The organism is Rhodoferax sp. AJA081-3, from assembly GCF_017798165.1.
Taxonomy (GTDB): domain Bacteria; phylum Pseudomonadota; class Gammaproteobacteria; order Burkholderiales; family Burkholderiaceae_C; genus Allorhodoferax.
In genome coordinates this window covers 2,671,046-2,690,126 of the sequence record NZ_CP059068.1, presented here as the reverse complement: position 1 = coordinate 2,690,126, position 19,081 = coordinate 2,671,046, and the positions used below count along the sequence as shown (strand labels likewise).

The 19,081-nt window shown below is 62.4% G+C and carries 15 protein-coding genes; 7 read left to right on the top strand and 8 right to left on the bottom strand.

Features of this window, described 5'->3' with window-relative positions:
- Positions 1-97: 97 nt before the first annotated feature.
- Positions 98-3,397 (top strand): fused isobutyryl-CoA mutase/GTPase IcmF, encoded by a 3,300-nt coding sequence (gene icmF, locus HZ993_RS12605; protein WP_209393097.1) that lies wholly within the window; start codon positions 98-100, stop codon positions 3,395-3,397.
- A gap of 15 nt (positions 3,398-3,412) precedes the next feature.
- Here the strand turns inward: icmF and HZ993_RS12600 are convergent, their stop codons facing one another.
- The 5 genes from HZ993_RS12600 to HZ993_RS12580 form a co-directional block, all read right to left on the bottom strand.
- Entirely contained in the window at positions 3,413-5,476 is a 2,064-nt protein-coding gene (locus HZ993_RS12600) for a TonB-dependent siderophore receptor (RefSeq protein WP_209393096.1), read from the bottom strand.
- A gap of 68 nt (positions 5,477-5,544) precedes the next feature.
- On the bottom strand, positions 5,545-6,471 hold the full coding sequence (locus HZ993_RS12595) for a diguanylate cyclase domain-containing protein (protein WP_209393095.1): 927 nt from the start codon (positions 6,469-6,471) through the stop codon (positions 5,545-5,547).
- 24 nt (positions 6,472-6,495) lie between these two features.
- A complete protein-coding gene (locus HZ993_RS12590; RefSeq protein ID WP_209393094.1) occupies positions 6,496-9,600 on the bottom strand; it encodes a response regulator in 3,105 nt (1,034 codons plus the stop codon).
- Complete coding sequence (locus HZ993_RS12585; protein WP_209393093.1) at positions 9,597-10,538, bottom strand: ABC transporter substrate-binding protein; 942 nt, start codon at positions 10,536-10,538, stop codon at positions 9,597-9,599. Before HZ993_RS12585 ends, HZ993_RS12590 begins: the two co-directional genes overlap by 4 nt.
- Before the next feature lie 27 nt (positions 10,539-10,565).
- Complete coding sequence (locus HZ993_RS12580; protein WP_209393092.1) at positions 10,566-10,844, bottom strand: hypothetical protein; 279 nt, start codon at positions 10,842-10,844, stop codon at positions 10,566-10,568.
- A gap of 327 nt (positions 10,845-11,171) precedes the next feature.
- On the opposite strand from HZ993_RS12580, the gene HZ993_RS12575 reads away from it, so the two are divergent.
- Both HZ993_RS12575 and HZ993_RS12570 read left to right on the top strand, forming a co-directional pair.
- Complete coding sequence (locus HZ993_RS12575; protein WP_209393091.1) at positions 11,172-11,747, top strand: RNA polymerase sigma factor; 576 nt, start codon at positions 11,172-11,174, stop codon at positions 11,745-11,747.
- 16 nt (positions 11,748-11,763) lie between these two features.
- A complete protein-coding gene (locus tag HZ993_RS12570; RefSeq protein WP_209393090.1) occupies positions 11,764-12,549 on the top strand; it encodes an anti-sigma factor domain-containing protein in 786 nt (261 codons plus the stop codon).
- A gap of 6 nt (positions 12,550-12,555) precedes the next feature.
- Here HZ993_RS12570 and HZ993_RS12565 read toward each other — a convergent pair whose 3' ends face one another.
- From HZ993_RS12565 to HZ993_RS12555, 3 genes are read right to left on the bottom strand one after another with little or no spacing between them, the layout of a single operon-like run.
- A complete protein-coding gene (locus HZ993_RS12565; protein ID WP_245213618.1) occupies positions 12,556-13,263 on the bottom strand; it encodes a plastocyanin in 708 nt (235 codons plus the stop codon).
- An 8-nt stretch (positions 13,264-13,271) separates the two neighbouring features.
- Positions 13,272-13,736 (bottom strand): group 1 truncated hemoglobin, encoded by a 465-nt coding sequence (locus HZ993_RS12560; RefSeq protein ID WP_209393089.1) that lies wholly within the window; start codon positions 13,734-13,736, stop codon positions 13,272-13,274.
- A 53-nt stretch (positions 13,737-13,789) separates the two neighbouring features.
- Positions 13,790-14,722, bottom strand: a complete 933-nt coding sequence (locus HZ993_RS12555; RefSeq protein WP_209393088.1) for a DUF3034 family protein — start codon at positions 14,720-14,722, stop codon at positions 13,790-13,792.
- A 128-nt stretch (positions 14,723-14,850) separates the two neighbouring features.
- Here HZ993_RS12555 and HZ993_RS12550 point away from each other — a divergent pair, with 128 nt between their 5' ends.
- The 4 genes from HZ993_RS12550 to HZ993_RS12535 all read left to right on the top strand — a co-directional run bounded on the left by HZ993_RS12550 (position 14,851) and on the right by HZ993_RS12535 (position 19,076).
- Positions 14,851-15,207: a DUF1992 domain-containing protein gene (locus HZ993_RS12550; RefSeq protein ID WP_209393087.1), complete on the top strand. Its 357-nt coding sequence runs from the start codon at positions 14,851-14,853 to the stop codon at positions 15,205-15,207.
- Between the two features lie 186 nt (positions 15,208-15,393).
- Positions 15,394-16,629 carry a 3-methyl-2-oxobutanoate dehydrogenase (2-methylpropanoyl-transferring) subunit alpha gene (locus tag HZ993_RS12545; RefSeq protein WP_209398447.1) on the top strand — a complete coding sequence of 412 codons (1,236 nt, stop codon included), beginning with the start codon at positions 15,394-15,396 and terminating at the stop codon, positions 16,627-16,629.
- A 27-nt stretch (positions 16,630-16,656) separates the two neighbouring features.
- Complete coding sequence (locus HZ993_RS12540) at positions 16,657-17,700, top strand: alpha-ketoacid dehydrogenase subunit beta (RefSeq protein ID WP_245213617.1); 1,044 nt, start codon at positions 16,657-16,659, stop codon at positions 17,698-17,700.
- The gene (locus HZ993_RS12535; RefSeq protein WP_209393086.1) at positions 17,700-19,076 is read left to right on the top strand and encodes a dihydrolipoamide acetyltransferase family protein; all 1,377 of its coding nucleotides are present in this window, start codon (positions 17,700-17,702) and stop codon (positions 19,074-19,076) included. The genes HZ993_RS12540 and HZ993_RS12535 overlap by 1 nt, the downstream gene beginning before the upstream one ends.
- Positions 19,077-19,081: the final 5 nt, after the last annotated feature.

Sequence of the window (19,081 nt, the reverse complement as noted above, 5' to 3'; positions counted from 1 at the left end):
CCCGGTTCCACGATCGGCGGAAAATGGTTTACAGTTGACGTTTACGTAAACGTCAACTGCGCCAGTCCAATAGGCGCAGTGATTTAGGAGCATCCCCATGTCCGACCTGTCCGCAGAAGCCAAAGCCTTGGCCAACTATCGCCCCACGCACAAGGTGCGGTTTGTCACCGCCGCCAGCCTGTTCGACGGGCACGACGCCGCCATCAACATCATGCGCCGCATCCTGCAGGGCATGGGCGCCGAGGTCATCCACCTGGGCCACAACCGCAGCGTGGACGAGGTGGTGACCGCAGCCCTGCAAGAGGATGCACAGGGCATTGCCATCAGCTCCTACCAGGGCGGCCATGTCGAGTACTTCAAATACATGGTCGATCTGCTCAAACAGCGCGGCGGCGCGCACATCCAGGTGTTTGGCGGCGGCGGAGGCGTCATTGTGCCCAGCGAGATTGCCGAGCTGCAAGGCTACGGCGTGACCCGCATCTACAGCCCCGAAGACGGCCAGCGCATGGGGCTGGCCGGCATGATTGGCGAGATGGTGATGCGCTGCGACAAAGATCTGACGGGTTTTGCGCCGGCAGCGCTTGAAGCGGTACAAGGCCACACCACAGCATCCTGGCGCGCGTTGGCACAACTGATCACCGGGCTGGAAGCTTCTGAAGGAAAACACCCTCTAGCCCCCGAGTTACGTGCTTCTGCTGCTACAAAAAAGATACCGGTCCTGGGTATTACCGGCACCGGCGGCGCCGGCAAATCCTCGCTGACCGACGAGCTGATCCGCCGTCTGCGGCTGGACCTGGGCGATAGCTTGCGCCTGGCCGTCATCTCCATAGACCCGTCGCGCCGCAAGAGCGGTGGAGCGCTCTTGGGTGACCGCATCCGTATGAACGCCATCAGTCCGTGGCAGAACGGCGAGCGTGTCTTCATGCGCAGCCTCGCAACACGCGACTTTGGTTCCGAGATCAGCCAGGCCTTGCCCGACGTAATCGCCGCCTGCAAGGTGGCGGGTTTTGATGCCATCATCGTCGAGACCTCGGGCATTGGTCAGGGTGACGCGGCCATTGTGCCCTTGGTGGACGTGCCCATGTATGTGATGACGCCCGAGTTTGGTGCGGCCAGCCAGCTGGAAAAAATCGACATGCTGGACTTTGCCGAGTTCGTCGCCATCAACAAATTTGACCGCAAGGGTGCCAGCGACGCGCTGCGCGATGTCGCCAAACAGGTGCAACGCAACAAGGAAGCCTGGACCACGATGCCGGACCAAATGCCGGTTTTTGGCACTATGGCCGCGCGTTTCAACGACGACGGGGTGACGGCGCTGTACCAGGCTCTGCTGCCACGTTTACAGGCTTTGGGGCTGCAAGCTGACACCACCGGTGTCCGTTTGCCCACGGTGAACGTGCGCCACAGCAGCAACCAGACCCCCATCGTGCCCGCCGCCCGTACCCGTTACCTGGCAGAAATCACCGACACGGTGCGTGGTTACAAACACCACGCCCGCGCCCAGGCCCGCCTGGCGCGTGAAATTCAGCAATTGCGTGCCTCCGCAAAAATGCTGGAAGCTGCCAATCCGGACAAGGTACGCGCTTGCGAGGCCGTCATAGGCTTGGCCGTGCTGCGCGAAGAGACACAAGACCCTGCCGCCCGCAAACTGGTGAACCAGTGGCCCGAAATGCAACGCGCCTATGCCGGTGACGAATATGTGGTCAAGATTCGCGACAAGGAGCTGCGCACTGCACTCACCACCAAGTCGCTGAGCGGCACCACCATCCGCAAGGTGGCCCTGCCCACGTATGAGGACCATGGCGAAATCCTGAAGTGGCTGATGCTGGACAACGTGCCCGGCAGCTACCCCTACACCGCCGGCACCTTTGCCTTCAAGCGTGAAGGCGAGGACCCGACCCGTATGTTCGCGGGCGAAGGTGATGCCTTCCGCACCAATACCCGCTTCAAGCTGCTGAGTAGCGGCATGGCCGCCAAGCGCCTGTCCACCGCATTCGACTCGGTCACGCTCTACGGCAACGACCCCGACCCACGCCCCGACATCTACGGCAAGGTTGGCAACAGTGGTGTGTCCATCGCCACGTTGGACGACATGAAGGTGCTGTACGGCGGTTTTGATCTGTGCAGCCCCAGCACGTCAGTCTCCATGACCATCAACGGCCCCGCGCCGTCCATCCTGGCCATGTTCATGAACACCGCCATTGACCAGAACCTGGAAAAGTTCAAGACCGACAACGGGCGCGAACCCACGGACACCGAAGCGGCCAAGATCAAGGAATGGGTGCTGGCCAATGTGCGCGGCACGGTGCAGGCCGACATTCTGAAAGAAGACCAAGGGCAAAACACCTGTATCTTCTCCACCGAGTTTTCGCTGAAAGTCATGGGCGACATAGCCGAGTATTTTGTGCACCACAACGTGCGCAACTTCTACAGCGTATCCATCAGCGGCTACCACATTGCCGAGGCTGGGGCCAACCCCATCAGCCAACTGGCGTTCACGTTGTCGAATGGCTTTACGCTGGTCGAAGCCTATTTGGCCCGCGGCATGCACATCGACGACTTTGCGCCCAACCTGTCGTTCTTCTTCAGCAATGGCATGGACCCCGAGTACACGGTCATGGGCCGCGTGGCGCGCCGCATCTGGGCTGTGGCGATGAAAGAGAAATACGGTGCCAATGAGCGATCACAAAAGCTCAAGTACCACATCCAAACCAGTGGCCGCAGCCTGCACGCGCAAGAGATCCAGTTCAACGACATCCGCACCACGCTGCAGGCGCTGATTGCGATTTACGACAACTGCAACAGCTTGCACACCAACGCATTCGACGAGGCCATCACCACGCCGACCGAAGATTCCGTGCGCCGCGCCATGGCCATCCAGTTGATCATCAACCGCGAGTGGGGTCTGGCCAAAAACGAGAACCCGAACCAGGGCTCCTTCATCATCGAAGAGCTGACCGAGCTGGTGGAGGAGGCCGTGCTGTCCGAGTTCAACGCGATTGCGGATCGGGGTGGTGTGTTGGGGGCGATGGAAACCGGTTACCAGCGCGGCAAGATCCAGGACGAGAGCATGACCTACGAAATGCTCAAACACACCGGTGAACTGCCCATCATTGGTGTCAACACCTTCCGTAACCCGCATGGCGACCAGGTCATGGACAAACTGGAGCTGGCCCGCTCCACCGACGAGGAAAAACAGAACCAGCTGAAGCGCCTTGCTGCTTTCCACGCCGCGCACGCCGCAGAGTCACCAGCCATCTTGAAGCGCCTGCAACAGGCGGTTATCGACAACAAGAATGTGTTTGAGGTGCTGATGGATGCGGTGCGTGTCTGCTCACTGGGGCAGATCACGAATGCGCTGTTTGAGGTGGGTGGTCAGTACCGGCGCAATATGTAGCGCCGGGCGCGGCCGTCAGAAATGCAGGGCCGCAGTCAACCAGGCGCGCCGTGTGAAGGGGACTTCCGCGACGCGGTTGACCGTGCCGTATTTCGGGTAATCATCCCGGTTGAGGTTCTGCACCACCACGGCCACTTCTGCCTGGCGACCCTGTTCAAACTTGAACGTCTTGGCCAGGCGCATGTCGATGCGGTGCATGCTGTATTCCGGTGTCACGTCCTCCGCCACATCCAAAACCCGCACCTGGTCCCTGAAGTAATACCCCGTGCTCAGCCGCCACGTGTCCGCCAGTGCCATGGACAACAACAGGCTGCCGCTGTTCAGCGGTGCAGACTGCGGGAACAGGGCCAGGTACTTGCTGTCATAGAAGTCTTTGACCGCACCACCAATCACGGGGTGAAAGTACTGGGTCGGAAACGCGTCCATGCGGGCCGATGCGTGCTGGCGGGCGTAGTTGGCAATCAAAAAATTCCGCCCTTCGTCCCAGCGAAACTTCGCAGTGACTTCCAGGCCCTGGTATTCGGCAGCCAACAGGTTGGCGAAACCATCGGCGCAGCGGGACAGTTCAACACATTTGTCCCACCAGATCAGGTTGCGAACGGACTCGTTGTACAGCCGGGCCTCAACGGACAGGCCCAACTGGCGCAATTCACCGATGTAACCGATTTCGCGCGACACCACACGTTCGGGTGTCAGTGCCAGTGTGGGTGGCACATAGGCGCCACCCCAGATGGTGTTGTCGGCTGCAATAAAGGCCTCCGACATCACCGGGCTGCGGGTAGCGGTCGAGACGCCAATCCGCAGGGTGTGCTCCGGCGAGACATGGTAGTTCAGCGAGGCCCGTGGTGAATGGCTGCGATTGCCCATGCCGTCGTCTTCCAGCATGGTGCCGATATTGAACACAGCCGACTTGGGCAAACGCCATTCGTTGTGGACAAAAAACTGCCAGGGGTTGACGGTGTAAGGTCGTGCAAACAGCAGCGGGAAGTCTGCATGGTCGCTGCGCAGGTCTGCCCCCCAAACCAGGCGGTTGTTTGCGCCCCACTGCATGGTGTTTTGCAGCTCCAGATCATGGCGCCGGGTGTAGACGTCGCGGGTGGTAAAACCTTCGGCGGCGGTCTTGCCAATGACCTTGTTTTCGCATACCTCACTGTCAATGCAGATATAGGGGTCCCTGGATCGGCGGCTGGCCCGCGAATAGGTCAGCTTGCTCTCGTCCCCGCTGGGCCACACATGCAGCCAGCTGAATTGTTGGAAGTCGCTGCGTGCCGTGGTGTTGCGAAAGGCATCTTCCGGCCGGCCTTCTATACCCAGGCCATACACGCCGTCGCTGCTGCCCATCTGGATGTCCACACTGTCGGTGGCACTGGGGTGGTAGTTGCCGCGAAAATTGACCACCCGCGTGGCATTGCGGTCGTTCAGCACAAAGTTGTCCAGGCCCCGGTCCGAGCGGTAGCCCAGTGAAACCCGGTAGTCAAAATTGCCCGCTGTGCGACCAAAGCGAACCAGAGCGTCCGCCGCATGTCCACCGCTGGCCGATACGCTGGTGCCGGTCTGGTCTGCCGCGTCACGCGAAATGATGTTGATCACACCGTAGAACGAATTGGCGCCGTGGGATGCAGACGAGGGGCCGCGCACCACTTCTATGCGTTCAATGTCTTCCGTCAGCAAGGGCAGATCCGCCCAGTGCACACCACCAAACGGTGGAAGGTAGGCACTGCGCCCATCGATCAAGACCTGCATGCGGTGTGCGTACTCATCGGAAGAGCCATGCAGCGACACAACCGGGCGGTTGGCGTCCACAAACCCCACATACATGCCCGGTACCAGCCGCATCAGCTCGGGCACGGTGCGAAAACCCGATGCCACAATCATTTGCCGGTCGATCACGGTGACCGCACTGGGCGCTTCCGATACGGGTTGCGCCAGCCGCGACGCGGTGAGCACCAGGGGAAGGTCCTGGGTAAAAACATCGTCCGCAGACCCTTGGGCTTGTGCGGCGCAAGGTCCGTAAGCCAGCCCTACAAAAAATGCTAACGCCGCCGGTGTCAGTCGCTTGAAATATGCTGAATGGGACATGGTTGCAGGTGTACAGGTGCTGCACCATGATGCCATGCTTATCCCGCAATTTGTAACAAATTTGGGGCTCAGAGCCGCTGGTAACGCGTCGTATTCTTGCCGCCGTGTTTGGCGGCGTACAACATGCGGTCTGCAGCATCGCTCAAACCGTGGCTGCTCTGGTCTGCAACTGGTTTAGTGGTCGCGACACCAATACTGATGGTTATCTGGGGCGCAACTTCAGAGCGTGCGTGGGGAATTTGCAGGCCTGCAATACTGGTATGAAAATTCTGTGCAACCTGCAGTGCCTGGTCCAGATCGGTATTGGCCAAAATGGCCCCAAATTCTTCACCACCATACCGGCCCAGGCAGTCACCGGGCCGTTGTACACAGGCGTGTAGCGCCTTGGCCACACGTGCCAGGCACTCGTCCCCACTGCCATGGCCATAGTGGTCGTTGAACTGCTTGAACAGGTCAATGTCGATCAGGATGTAGGACAGCGGCTGGCCCGCGCGCATGCTGCGCGCCCACTCCTGCGCAAAGGCCTGGTCCAAGGCGCGGCGGTTGGGTATCTCCGTCAGTGCATCCAGGAACACCAGGTTTTCCAGCAGGCGGCTTTGCCTTTTGAGCTGCATGTGCACCCGGATGCGTGCCTTGACCACGGTTTTGTTGAAGGGTTTGGAGATGTAGTCCACCGCACCCAGGGCGAAACCCATGCTTTCGTTTTCAACGTCCGCCATGGCGGTGATGAAAATGATGGGGATGTCCTTGGTGGACTCCTGGGCCTTGAGGCGGCGGCACACCTCATAACCGTCCAGCCCGGGCATCATGATGTCCAGCAGTATCAGATCAGGCGGTGTGTCGGATTGCGCAATCTCCAGGGCGCGCTCGCCGCCATTGGCCACTTTCACCTTGTAGGTGTCTTTGAGCAGGCTGCTCATCAGCGACAGGTTGGCGGGCGTGTCGTCCACCACAAGAACCGTCGCCTCACCCGCAAATGCGGGGATATTGTTCATATGCACCACCATGTCCTGTGAACCTCAATCCAGCGCGATGTCCATGCCCGCTGCGATGCCGTGCAACACCATAAGCGCATCGTTCAACGAAAAGCGCTCCACCAAACTCTGCAGGCGGTGAAATTCTTCGGCCTGCCGACTGCGTTTGCCATGTACCGCCAGGGCGGGAAGCAATTCCAGCGCCTGGGCATCGTCGTTGCGTAGCAGTTTAGCCATCTGGCGCAGCAGGGTGGCCAGTTCTCCGTCGTCGGCCGGAGCGCTCGGTGTAACCGCTGCACCGTCCTGCGGTGTTATCGCTTGCCGGATGTGCCTGAGTTGCTGGACCAGCAGGGCCTCCACCGCATCCACCAGAGCGGGCGGCGCCTTGGCGGTGGGGGCTTGTAATGCAGCCTCCAGGCGCTTGGCCGCCTCACCCAGGCGGGTCGCGCCGATGTCGCCAGCGGCGCCCTTGAGGGTGTGCGCCAGCCGCCGGGCCGTGTCGTGGTCACCCGTGGCGATGGCTGCCCGCAGGTCACGTACAAAGTCGGCCTGACCGTCGGCAAACCAGCGCAGCATGTTGCGGAACAGGGCGCCGTCTTCCCCAATACGCGCCACGACCTTTGCGATGTCCAGGTCGGCGACCTGGGGCATGGGGGTGGGCTGCGGCAGCTGCGGCGTGGCAAACGCCACATCGGTACCGGTGCGGGGTTTCATCCAGCGCGCCAAGGTCATAAACATCAGGTCTATGTCTATGGGTTTGGCAATGTGGTCGTTCATTCCGGCGGCGGCACAGCGTTCACGGTCACCCGCCATGGCGTTGGCCGTCATGGCAATCACGGGCAGGGTGGCAAAGCGCACGTCGGCACGGATGCAGCGGGTGGCCTCAAAACCGTCCATGACCGGCATCTGGCAATCCATCAGCACACCGTCGTAGTGGAAACAGTCAATCTTTTCCAGTGCCTCCCTGCCGTTGCTGGCCACATCCACCTGAATGCCTGCACGGCCCAGGATTTCCAGCGCAAATTCGCGGTTCATGTCGTTGTCTTCGACCAGCAGGATGTGGGCACCCCGCAAGGCGGCCTCCACGTCAGCGCGTGCGCTGCGCCCCACGACCGCGCTTCGGCGCGGACTGGCATCCGTGCCCAGCGCCGTCATGATGCTGTCATGCAGGGTGGAGGGGGCCACCGGCTTGATCAACAGACCGTCTATGCCGATGCCCGAATCCTGTACCTGTCGCAGCAGTTCTTCGCGGCTGTGGGCCGTAACCATCATGCACATGGGCGGAGTAGGCAGACTGGCGGTTGCCTGGATGCGGCGTATTGTCTCCACGCCGTCGATGTTGGGCATATGCCAATCGACCAGGACCAGACCAAAGGGTTTGCCGTCCCGGTGTGCCTGTTCCAGTGCATCCAGGGCGTGCAGGCAACTCGTGACGCAGACGGCCTCGATCTGCATGGACTGCAGCATGCCGTGGAAGATGTCACGTGCGCTGGCGTTGTCGTCCACCACCAGCACCCGCAGTGCATCCATGGGTGCCAGCGCGGCGGTGCGCGGCCGGTCCGCTGCGCGCAGCCCGAACCGTGCGGTAAAGAAGAAGGTGCTGCCCACACCGGGCTCGCTGGTGACATCCATCTGGCCGTACATCAGCTCCACCAGCCGTTTGCAAATGGTCAGCCCCAGTCCGGAGCCGCCGTACTTGCGGGTCGTTGAATTGTCGGCCTGGGTGAAGGGTGTGAACAGGCGGCTGATTTGCTCGGTGTCCAGGCCCACGCCGGTGTCGGACACGGCAAACCGCAGCACGGCACCGTCCGCATCCACCGAGACCGTGCTGATGGAGACGGTCACCTCGCCGTGTTCGGTGAACTTGATCGCGTTGTCCACCAGATTGGTCAGGATCTGCCGCAGGCGCAGCGGGTCACCGACCATGGCATGGGGCACCTGGGCGTCGATGCGGAACAGCAGCTCCAGCCCTTTCTTTTGTGCCTTGATCACCGCCAGGTCGGTCACACCATACAACACGTCTTCCAGCTGGAAATCGACTTGCTCGAAGCTGACCTTGCCCGCCTCGATCTTGGAGAAATCCAGGATGTCGTTGATAACCCCCAGCAATCCCTTGGCGGCCGTTTCCACGTTTTGCAGGTAGTGGCGTTGGCGGGTGTCCAGTGGGGTCTGCAGGGCCAGGTGTGTCATGCCAATGATGCCGTTCATGGGCGTGCGGATTTCGTGGCTCATATTGGCCAGAAACTCGCTCTTGGCTTTGTTGGCCGCCTCGGCCTGCTCGCGTGAGAGCTGGTCCGTCTTGGACAGCTGCTCCAGTGCCAGGTTGCGGTCTTTGAGCTGCTGGGTGCGGTGGGCGACCTGCAGCTCCAGGTTGACATTGGCCTTGCGCATGGCCTCGTGGCTGCTTTGCAGCTCCGCGGCCATCAGGTTGAAGCCGTTTTCCAGCTCGGCCAGCTCACCCGTTGACTGGGTGGGAATGCGGGTTTCCAGTTTGCCCTGTGCCATCTGGTTGACGCCGCCCAGCAAGGACACCAGGGGGCGCGTGAGCTCGCGGCTCATGCGCAGGGCCAGCACCGTGGCGCTGGCCGTGCCCAGGGCGCCAATGAGCAGGCAGACCAGCATAAACATGTTTTTGCTGTGTTGGCTGTTGGCGGTGCTCAACTCCAGGTAGGCGGTGCCCAGCAGTTTGGCCGCGTTGGCCGGTGTGCTGGCGGCCTGGTCCAGCAGGCCAAAACCGTCGCCCTGGCGTGCGTCCTGGTAGATGGGCGCGGCGAAGACCAGGGCGTCTTTGTCGCTGTGCAATACCTGTGCCTGGTCCACCGTCCCCCTGTGGTCCAGACTGAAACGCCCTGGCGTGCCGCTGACCGCCAGCACCCGGTTCTGGGTGTCGGTGATCATGACGGCCTTGGCATCGTCCTCGCGCATCACGGCCTGGGCCAGCGCCTGCAAGACCTCGCTATTGCCCGAGAAGGCCCCGTACTCACTGGCCGGTGCCAGCTGGCGCACGATGACCGTGCCGCGCAATTTGAGCGCACCGTCGATTTCGGTGATGCCGCCCACCACGACCAGCAGCGTCAGCAAAATCGTGATGATCCAGATAGGCGCCAGCGCCAGCAGCAAGATGCGGTGGGTGATCCGCCAGTTCTTCATGGGGTGCCCTCCGGGCCCTGCTTGAGTTTTTGCAGAAGCTGCGCCTCATCGTCCATGCTCAGCTCCAGGGACATGCGAACCTGTGGGTTGACGTTGACCGAAAAATACCGTGGCGATTGGGGCGCTGGCAGGCTGCCGCTGGCCGGCAGGTTCTGGATGATTTCGGCCACCTGCAGCGCGATTTGTGCCGGCTGGCTGTAGACCGCCGCCAGCGCACCTGCCTTCACATACGACGGGGAAAACCCGAACAGCGGCACCTTGGCGCGGTAACTGGTCAGCAGGATGGTGGCGATGTTGCTGCGGTTGTAGATGGTGGCATCGGGCACCGCCAGCAGGGCATCGGTGTTGGGCAGCAGGCGTTTGAGGGCGGGCAACAAATCGGCCTCGTCGGCAACCATCTCTATGCTGGCCACCATTTGCGCCTCGCGGGCGGCGGTCAGCAGGGTGGCGCTGAGGTCGGCCGAATCCTTGCCCAGCAAAATACCGACCCGGCGGCCGGGCACGGCGTTGCGGATCAGGGACAGTTGCCGGGCCCAGGGCTGGTCAAAAAATACAGCAGAAAAAAGTTTGCTGTCTTGTGTGCGGGGGCTGGAGCGGGCCAGGCTGCGAAAGCTGGCACGCGGCACCAGCACATTCAGCACCGGCACATTGGGCGGCTTGCGGGCCATGGCGGTCATGGCCGGGGTGCCCACGGCAACCAGCAACTGGCCTTGGCTGCCGCGGCCTGTCGGTTCGTCCTTCAGGCTATTGAGTGTCACTACGCGCAGCGGGGGCCTGGCGCCGCCAGCCTGGCCCAGGGCCAGACCGAGCTGGCTGGCAAATTCGGCGTAGACGCCACCGTCTTCACTCAGCACCACCGTGACCGCATCTTCCGCCCAGGCGCGGCAGTGGCAACTGAGCCCGGCCAGCACAAGGATACAGAGGAAGACCAGGCGCATGGCGTTCAGTATCGCACTGCGTTTTGGTCAGGCGCTGGCCACAGCCAGCACCCCAAAACAGGTGACGGACAGGAAAGCGAGGCCTGCCGCAAACGCGCAAACGATCGCCAGTGGCGTGGCTTTCCAGAGCGGCCAGCCCTCGGTGAGCCAGCGGCGGCTCAGGCGGCACGCCAGCCAGGTGGCGCCCGGTATGGCCAGCACCACCAGCAACAGGTTGCCCCCCAGGATCACGCTGCCGCGGCTGCTGCTGAACCCGTTGCTGCCAATCAGCCACATAAACATCCAGAACGCGCCCAAAAGGAACATGGCGATTCCGGTTACCCCGCCCGCCCAGCGTACGCCTCCCATTGATTGTCCTCCCCAGCTTCTATTTAAGGAGATTGTGCCGGAGCGGCGCAGATTCGGACACCCCCAAATGTGGATCCCCTTTGAATCCGATGGCCGCTGGCCTGCGTATTCAGTACGTACACCCTTTTATGCAAACCGCCCCACCAGGGAGCACTCACCATGTTTTTGCCCTCTAGCCCCCGTGAAATAAGCGCTAGTCGCTATCCATTTGATAGTGACCCCCGGCTGCCATGGGATACCGCGGGGCCTGCGCGCCACCCCGGCGCCTTCCCGCACAATGCTGACATGAATACAGACACCAGCGACGCCCTGCTGATTGCCCTGCTGGAGCGCGTGGCGCAGCAGGACGATGCCGCCCTCAAGGTTTTGTACCGCCAATGTGCGCCCAAGCTCTATGGCCTGGCCCTGCGCGTCGTCACCCACCGCGATTGGGCCGAAGACGTGTTGCAGGAGGCCTTTTTGTCCATCTGGCGCTCCGCCCCCGACTACCGCGCCTCGTTGAGCCCGCCCATGGCCTGGATGGGCCTGATCGTGCGCAGCCGCGGCCTGGACATGTTGCGCCGGCGCACGGCGGACCGTAGCCATGTGACCCAGGAGCTGGACGAGGTGCTGGCCGACACGCTGGCCAGCGACAACCCCACCCCCATGGACACAGCCCAGGCCAGCGAACAGGCCTGGGCCTTGCACCAGTGCCTGGGCAAGCTGGACCACAAACAGCGCGAAGTGGTGAGCCTGGCCTATGTGCGCGACCTGAGCCACGGCGAACTGGCCCAGCAACTGAGCCTGCCGCTGGGCACGGTCAAGACCTGGATACGCCGCGGGCTGGACCAGTTGCGCCTGTGTATGGCGCGTTTTGCTTAATAAGAGAGGCACAGCCATGAACCTCTTGACCCACCCCGAATTACTGGAACGTCTGGCCAGCGCCTACGCCCTGGGCACACTGCGCGGTGGCGCGCGGCGCCGTTTTGAAGCCATGGCCCGTGAGCAGGCGCCGGTGCGTGCTGCCGCGCTGATCTGGCAAAGCCGCCTGGCCAGCATCAACGAGTTGCAGCCCCAGGTACAGCCCGATGCCGTGGTCTGGACCCGTATCCACAACCTGGTGCAGGGTGAAAAGACCAGCGCCAGTCAAGCGGCTGTGCGTGCCCAGACGGCGGCCGAGTCGACCGGCCTGGCCGCCTGGCTGCGCAGCCTCACGCTGTGGCGCGCGGCCACCGCTGTGGGCGCACTGGCCACGGTGACGGCCATCACCGTCAATGTGGGCCAGCGCCAGGAGTTTGGCGGCGAAATTGCCCGCCTGCAAAACCAGCTGCTGGCGGCGCCGCAGATTGAATACGTGGCGGTGCTGGCCGATGACAAGGCCGCTGCATCCATGCTGGTCACCTTTGACCCCAAGGCCAAGAAGCTGACACTGCAGCGTGTGGGCGATTTTGAGGAGGCTGGCGACCGTTCGCTGCAGCTGTGGGCCTTGCCGCCTACCGGCGGGCCCAAGTCACTGGGTGTGCTGGGCCGCGACAAGCTGCTGAAGTTGACCGCTGGTGAGCGTGACGTGCGCGAAGTGCCCACCTTGGCCATCAGCCTGGAGCCCAAAGGCGGCGTGCCCAGCGAAACGGGCCCCACAGGGCCCGTACTCTTCAAGGGTGCTTTGATCCAGAAGATGCTGTAAGGGTCATCAACCCCGGCGGCGCCGGGGCACGATGTCCAGCTGGAAAGTCACTTTGGCGGGGGCGGCGCCTACCGTCAGATTTTGCGGAGCCTTGTCCACGAGCTGGACCGCGTGCCAGACCTTGACCGTGGCGGCGCCACCGGGCACGTCTTCAACCAAGGCCACACCGTTGGCATCGGTCTTCACCGTCCACGGAGATTCGGCCACATACACATGGCCACTCATGGAGCCGTGGATAAAACAGCCCAGCAACACGGCCCCGGTGGCACCGGGTTTGTCCAGTGTCAGCACGGTGGAACTGGCCGGTTTGCCTTCGGTCTTGCCCTCCAACCGCAGCGACAGGCCATCGGTGTTGCTGGGCGTGGCGCTGGCCAATGCGCCCGGCACCGTCAGCCGCACATGGTGGTCCCACGCATCGTTGTTGGTGAAACGCACCTTGGCGCCCACGCCAACAACGGACACCGCAGGCAGAAACTGCATTTTTTCCTGGTTGACGGTTGCGCTCAGGGGCAGTGCCTTTTTGGCAGCGCCGCCCGCTGCGCTGGGCTGTACCACCACCACGGCGTCGGGCACCGGCTTGCCATCCCGGTCCAGTACCAGCACCTCCAGTGTGCCGGCTTGGGCTGCGGTGGCCAGCAGGCCCATGGCCAGCGCGGCAAACAAGGCGCGCAGCTGGAAGGTGTATTGCCCATTGGGCGAAATTGAATTCATCATGGTGCTGTTCACTTTACCGTGATCACGTCACGGTGCATAGGGGCCAGCTTGGCCAGCAGCTGGTTTTGTGCACCAAACGGAATGCCTTGGGCGTCCATGGATCGCTGCAATACCTCGACCAGCGCGTTGAAGTCACCCTTGGTAATGTCCATCGCTTCATGGGACGACTTCATGTCCGCACCTTTGTACACACAGGGCCCGCCCATCACCACACAGAACTGGTCTACGAGTTGCTCCTTGATACGCTGCTGGTTGGCGGGTTTGAAGTGTGGGCCGGTGCGGGGGTCGGCCAGCAGGCCCACCATAAAGTTGTCCATCAGTTTGGCGAGGCCCGCTTTGCCACCAAAGGTGTCAAACAGCGCGCTGCTGGCCGCCATGGGTGTGGGAGCAGTCTGGGCAGACGCAGGCAGGGCCAGCAGGGTAGACGCGGCCAGCAGCAAAGCGGGGGCGAGGGAGGTGAGTCGTTTTTTCATGGAAATCTCGTGGTGAAAATGGTTTCGGTCGATGGGTAAGGCGGGGATCCGGCTCAGAACGCCAGTTGCGCCGACAGGTAATAACCGCTCTGGTTGCGCGCCGCCGTGACCCCGGGCACGATGCGGCCCAAGTCCACATAGGCCAGCGTCATGGACACGTTTTTGTTTGGCGCCCAGGCCACAAAAATATCTTTCCAGGCGTCTTCGGCCAGGCCCTTGCCCAGGCCGGCGGCCTGACCCAGGTCTTCCAGGTTGTTGGGTTTGGCGCGGTATTCGGCGCCAATTGCCCAGTTCTTGCTCAACAGGTAGGCCACCGACACCTCGGGCACCCAGGAGCGGCTGTCTTTACCCGGCGCGGCGGAGCCAAAACCCAAAAGGCCGTTCTGGTTGGCATTGGTATTGCGCAGTGTGGCGTTCACCAGAATGCCCTGGGCCAGGAAGAGTTTGGTGGCGTTGACATAAAAGTCGGTGCCGTTGGTCTTGGTGCCCAGGAAATTGAAGACCGAGCTCAGCGAGCCGGGGGACACCGACTTGTGTTCCAAGCCCACCGCAATTTGTGGCATCAGCGAATCGCTGTCCAGCACGGCGTCGCCCGCCACCTTCACTTTGATACCCACAATATCCATCACGATGTGCTGGCCGGGCATCACACCAAATGGTGCCACACCGTTGAGGGCGATGGCGGGGGACGCGTCAAAGTCTTGGCGCGCCAAGGACACTTCAACCCGGTCATAGATGCCAGCCGCTGCGCCATAGGCGGTCAGGCCATAGTCTTGTGTGGTGGTGCGGGTCACAAAGGCAGAGCCGCCGATTTCGCCGGCCGTGGCGTTGCTGCCAATCACGGCCCAGGGCGTCAGGCCGCCACCGGCCGCGCCATCGATGGAGCTGACCCCACCGGTCAGCAGAAGTTTGCCGGTGTCGGCCTGGGCCGCCGTGCAGGCCAGGCCTGCTGCGCCAATGACAAGGGCTGTGGTGAGTGTTTTCATGCGTGTTGTTCCAAAGGTAAAAGAGAGGGGGCATCCCTTGGAGATACGCATGCCAAACGGGGCTGGATTCAACTATTGGTGTAAAAGTTGAAAAATAGTGTGCGGCGACAAAATTTCAGGAGCTACCCATGAATCTCGAAGAACGGAAGCGTGAAAACGGACTGCGTCTGGTGGAAGACCACATCGGCCGCCACCTGGCCGAGAGTGAAAAAACCGGCGAGCTGCAGGCCGCCCCCAGCTTTGGCAAACCGCTGGACTATGGCGACGGCTACTTCGAGACGCCCGAAGACCTGCGCATGGGCTACAAAATCCTCAAAGACGCGGGTTATGTGCCCCCCGAGGTGGAGCTGATGCAGGAGATCGAAGCCCTGCGCCGCACGCTGGAGACCGCCCCCGACGCGGCAGACGCGCCCGCCAACCAAAAGCGCCTGGCCGACCTGCGCCAGAAGCTGAGCATGCAACTGGAAAAGCTGCGCGGCGGCTGAACCGCAAATATTCTGTACTGGGCGGCTGGCCATGCGCCCAAGCCGCGGTATGCTCTCGACCGCATGCAAACCCCATGGTGATCCTGTGGGGTTTGCGGTATTGTCAGACTGAGCTTGGCTACCCGCCAAACGTTCAGCCCCCTTGAAAAATGCTGCAGGACACGACCCTGCAAGGAGTAAATGCATATGGCACCGTACGAGCCGTTACGTCTGCATGTGCCGGAGCCCACGGGGCGACCGGGACACGACACGGACTTTTCCTACCTCCCCCTGTCTGAAGCTGGTGCCGTGCGCCGACCCCCGGTCGATGCGCAAGCTGCACAAACCAGCGACCTGGCCTTCACGCTGATACGCGTGCTCGACAAAGACGGCAACGCCGTCGGCCCCTGGGCGCCCGCCCTGGACGTGGCCGCGCTGCGCAAGGGTTTGCGCGCCATGGTCAAGACCCGCGCTTTTGACGCCCGTATGCAGATCGCGCAGCGGCAAAAGAAGATGTCCTTCTATATGTTGTCCCTGGGCGAAGAGGCGATCTCCTGTGCCCACGCCATGGCGCTGACCGATGGCGACATGTGTTTCCCCACCTACCGCCAGCAGGGCCTGCTGCTCGCGCGTGACGACTGCAATATGGTGGAGATGATCTGCCAGCTGTTCTCCAACCAGAACGATCCGCTCAAGGGCCGGCAGCTGCCGGTCATGTATTCGAGCAAGAAGCAGGGCTTTTTCTCTATCTCCGGCAACCTGGCCACCCAGGTGATCCAGGCTGTGGGCTGGGCCATGGCATCGGCCATCAAGGGCGACACCAAGGTGGCATCGAGCTGGATTGGCGACGGCGCCACCGCCGAGGCGGACTTCCACACCGGCGTCACCTTTGCCCATGTGTACCGCGCACCGGTGATCCTGAATGTGGTCAACAACCAATGGGCCATTTCCACCTTCCAGGCGATTGCCGGTGGTGAGGGCACAACCTTTGCCGCACGCGGCGTGGGCAGCGGCATTGCGTCGCTGCGCGTCGATGGCAACGACTACCTGGCTGTGTACGCCGCGTCCCAATGGGCGCTGGAGCGCGCGCGCCGCAACCTGGGCCCGACGCTGATCGAATGGGTCACCTACCGTGCAGGACCGCACTCCACATCCGACGACCCCAGCAAATACCGGCCCGCCAACGACCCGGCACGTTTCCCGCTGGGCGACCCGATTGCCCGCCTGAAGCAGCACCTGATCAAGCTCGGTGCCTGGTCCGACGCTGAGCACGAAGCCATGCAAAAGGAACTGGAAGCCGAAGTGACCGCCGCGCAGAAAGAAGCGGAGCGGTACGGCACGCTGGCCGATGGCATGGTGCGCAGCCCGGCTGAAATGTTTGAAGACGTCTACAAGGACATGCCCGCGCACCTGCGCCAGCAGCGCCAGGAACTGGGGATCTAAATGGACCAAGACAACACCACAACAACCATGAACGCGACCCTAGTTGGCGCAGATAAAACGACGGCCATGACCATGATCCAGGCGCTGCGCAGCGCCATGGATGTGATGCTGGAGCGCGACAACAACGTCGTCGTCTACGGCCAGGACGTGGGTTACTTCGGCGGCGTGTTCCGCTGCACCGAAGGCCTGCAAAAGAAGTACGGCACCTCACGTGTGTTCGATGCCCCCATCTCCGAGGGCGGCATTGTTGGCACGGCAGTGGGCATGGGCGCCTACGGCTTGCGCCCCGTGATCGAGATTCAGTTCGCGGATTACGTCTACCCCGCCACCGACCAGATCGTCTCCGAAGCGGCGCGCCTGCGCTACCGCTCGGCCGGTGACTTCACCTGCCCCATGACGATACGCATGCCCTGCGGCGGCGGCATCTACGGAGGGCAGACGCACAGCCAAAGCCCAGAGGCCATGTTCACCCAGGTCTGCGGCCTGCGCACGGTCATGCCGTCCAACCCGTATGACGCCAAGGGCCTGTTGATCGCATCCATTGAGAACGACGACCCCGTCATCTTTTTGGAGCCCAAGCGCCTGTACAACGGTCCGTTTGACGGCCACCACGACAAACCGGTCGTTCCCTGGTCCAAACACCCCATGGGCAATGTGCCCGAGGGTTACTACACCGTGCCGCTGGACACCGCGGCCATCTTCCGCCCGGGCAAGGCCCTGACCGTGGTTGCCTACGGCACCATGGTTTATGTGTCGGAAGCGGCTGCTGCCGAGAGCGGCGTGGACGCTGAAATCATCGACCTGCGGTCCATCTGGCCGCTGGATCTGGAGACCATTGTGAATTCCGTGAAGAAGACCGGCCGTTGTGTCGTGGTGCATGAAGCCACACGCACCAGCGGCTTTGGCGCCGAACTGGTGTCGCTGATCCAGGAGCATTGCTTCTACCACCTGGAGGCGCCGATCGAGCGTGTCGCCGGTTGGGACACCCCCTACCCGCACGCCCAGGAATGGGCGTATTTTCCCGGCCCCAAGCGGGTCGCTGAAGCGTTCAAACGCGCCATGGAGGCATGATGGGAATCCATATCATCAAGATGCCAGACATTGGCGAAGGCATTGCAGAAGTTGAATTGGTCGCCTGGCATGTGAAGGTGGGCGACATGGTGGCCGAGGACCAGCTCCTGGCCGATGTGATGACGGACAAGGCGACGGTGGAGATTCCATCGAGCGTGGCTGGCAAGGTGCTGGCCCTGGGCGGTGCTGTCGGCCAGGTCATGGCCGTAGGGTCTGAAGTCATCCGTATCGAAGTGGACGGCGCAGGAAACCTTAAGCCAGAATCGGCTGCAGCCCCCGCAAAACCTGCGCAAGTTGCTACTAATTCAGTAGCGAATGCAAAACCTGCCGCCGCAGGCCCTACACCTGAGGCAGCTGTTGCCGCGGCACCCGCCACGCCTGCGCCAGCGTCCACATCTGCACCTGCAGCGAAAGCCGGCAACGGCCCATCGTCACCAGCCCGCAATGGCAACGGCAACGGCAGCAAAGCCCCCGCCGCTTTGGTCCGCGCCCCAGGTGACAAACCCATTGCCTCACCCGCGGTGCGCCGCCAGGCCTGGGACCTGGGTGTGGAACTGCAGTTCGTGCCCGGCACGGGTACCGCAGGCCGCATCACCCACGAAGACCTGCAAGCCTATGTGGCCCGCGCGGCACAGGCCCAACCGGCCGGTGTGGCGGATCAGCGTTATGCGCAGCGCCTGGACGAGCAGACCGTGCCCGTCATCGGCCTGCGCCGCAAGATCGCGCAGAAGATGCAAGAGGCCAAGCGCCGCATTCCGCATTTCACCTATGTGGAAGAAGTGGATATGACCGAGCTGGAGGTTTTGCGCGTCAAGCTCAACGCCCAGCACGGCAAGGAGCGCGGTCGCCTGACGGTGCTGCCCTTCCTGGTGCGTGCCATGGTGCTGGCCGTGCGTGCGCACCCCGAGGTCAATGCCCGCTACGACGACGAGGCGGCCGTGGTCACCCGCTCTGGCGCGGTGCACTTAGGCATTGCCACACAGACCGAAGGCGGCCTGATGGTGCCGGTGATTCGCCACGCCGAAACGCTGGACCTGTGGGCCTGCGCCGCCGAGATCGTTCGCCTGGCGGAAGCCGCGCGCACGAACAAGGCCTCTCGTGACGAGCTGACCGGCTCCACGCTGACGCTGACCAGCCTGGGCGCCTTGGGCGGCATCGTCAGCACACCGGTGATCAACCACCCCGAGGTGGCCATCGTCGGCGTCAACCGCATGGTCGAACGCCCCATGGTGCGCAACGGCGCCGTCGTGGTGCGCCAGATGATGAACCTGTCGTCCTCATTCGACCACCGCGTGGTGGACGGCATGAACGCGGCGGAATTTGTGCAAAAGATACGTGGCTACCTGGAATGTCCGGCCACCTTGTTTGTGGAATAGAGGGC